The sequence below is a fragment of the Streptomyces sp. C genome, assembly GCF_000158895.1.
In the GTDB taxonomy this organism is placed as follows: Bacteria; Actinomycetota; Actinomycetes; order Streptomycetales; family Streptomycetaceae; genus Streptomyces; species Streptomyces racemochromogenes.
Map to the genome: position 1 here is coordinate 6,104,541 of NZ_GG657750.1, position 685 is coordinate 6,105,225.

A 685-nucleotide genomic window follows, 5' to 3' on the forward strand; every position below is an offset into this window, starting at 1 on the left:
GGGGCGTAGCCCAGGTCCAGCGCGACCACCTGCTCCACCGTCATCCCCGCCGTCAGCGCGACCGCGGCGACGTCCACCCGCTTCGCGGACCCGGCGCCGCCGACGATCTGCACGCCGAGCAGCCGGCCCGTTCGCCGCTCCGCCAGCATCTTGACCGTCATCTCCCGGGCCCCCGGGTAGTAGCCCGCCGTGTTCGTCGAGCGGATGGCCGCCGTCACGTACCGCAGGCCCGCCTCCCGGGCGTCCTTCTCGCGCAGCCCCGTACGGGCGATCTCCAGGTCGCAGACCTTGCTGACCGCCGTCCCGACGACACCGGGGAAGGTGGCGTAGCCCCCGCCCGCGTTCGAGCCGATCACCTGGCCGTGCTTGTTCGCGTGCGTGCCCAGCGGGATGTGCCGCGTCCGGCCCGCCACCAGGTCCAGGACCTCCACGCAGTCACCGCCGGCCCAGATGTCCTCGTGGCCACGGACCCGCATCGACAGGTCCGTCAGCAGGCCCCCCGACTCGCCGAGCGGCAACCCGGCGGCACGCGCGAGCGCCGTACGCGGCTCCACGCCGATGCCGAGCACGACCACGTCCGCCGGGTACTCGCGCCCGTCCGCGGTGGCCACCGCGCGGGCCCGGCCCTCCTCGTCCGTGAGGATCTTCGCCCACGTCGGCGTCGGCGACCGTCACGATGCCCATG

The 685-nt window shown here is 74.6% G+C and carries 1 pseudogene; it reads right to left on the reverse strand.

Features of this window, described 5'->3' with window-relative positions:
* A pseudogene (locus tag SSNG_RS27465) lies at positions 1-685 on the reverse strand (FAD-dependent oxidoreductase); the annotation flags it as partial.